General features: G+C 41.7%; 2 protein-coding genes. Both read left to right on the forward strand.

From position 1 onward, the window contains the following. Positions 1 to 22: 22 nt before the first annotated feature. Complete coding sequence (locus ABFX36_RS18980) at positions 23 to 280, forward strand: type II toxin-antitoxin system RelB/DinJ family antitoxin (protein ID WP_044108673.1); 258 nt, start codon at positions 23 to 25, stop codon at positions 278 to 280. Then, the coding region (locus tag ABFX36_RS18985; RefSeq protein ID WP_150385220.1) for a type II toxin-antitoxin system YafQ family toxin at positions 280 to 552 on the forward strand (273 nt) is incomplete at its 3' end. The genes ABFX36_RS18980 and ABFX36_RS18985, both read left to right, overlap by 1 nt.

Here is a 552-nt window from a genome sequence, read left to right on the forward strand (position 1 = left end):
CCTGATTATTTAGGAGGTTATTATGATCGCTGACGCAACTGTTAAAGCCCGAATCCCGCAGGATGTTAAAGACCGTGCAGTACAGGCACTTGAAAAGATAGGACTGAATACTTCCGATGTGATCCGTATGGTTATGATGCGTGTTGCTGACGAGGGTAAACTTCCTTTTGAGGTAAAAACCCCGAATAAAAAAACGCAAATCGCCATGTCTGAATTAGATTCAGGAAAAGGTCAGCGTTTTGATTCAGTTGATGCTCTTTTTGATGATTTGGGTATCTGATGCTTATTCCTGTACAGTCCAGTGCCTTTAAGTCGGATGTAAAGAGACAAAAAAAACGTGGTAAGGATATGGGTAAGTTAAAAAAGCTCATTGAGTTACTGGTTAATGAGGACGATGTACCACCGGAGTATGTTGATCATCCTTTGTCAGGAAACTGGCGGGGGTACCGTGATGCTCATATTGAAGGTGACTGGTTACTGATTTATAAGGTTGATGATGACGAGTTAAGGCTTGCCAGAACCGGTACGCATCAGGATATTTTTAGTCATTAT

Origin of the sequence: Gordonia cholesterolivorans, assembly GCF_039531975.1 — a bacterium.
GTDB lineage: Bacteria > Actinomycetota > Actinomycetes > Mycobacteriales > Mycobacteriaceae > Gordonia > Gordonia sihwensis.

What these genes read in the sequence shown, in the direction of transcription:
- ABFX36_RS18980 (WP_044108673.1), top strand. Translation starts at nt 23, where the DNA reads ATGATCGCTGACGCAACTGTTAAAGCCCGAATCCCGCAGGATGTTAAA.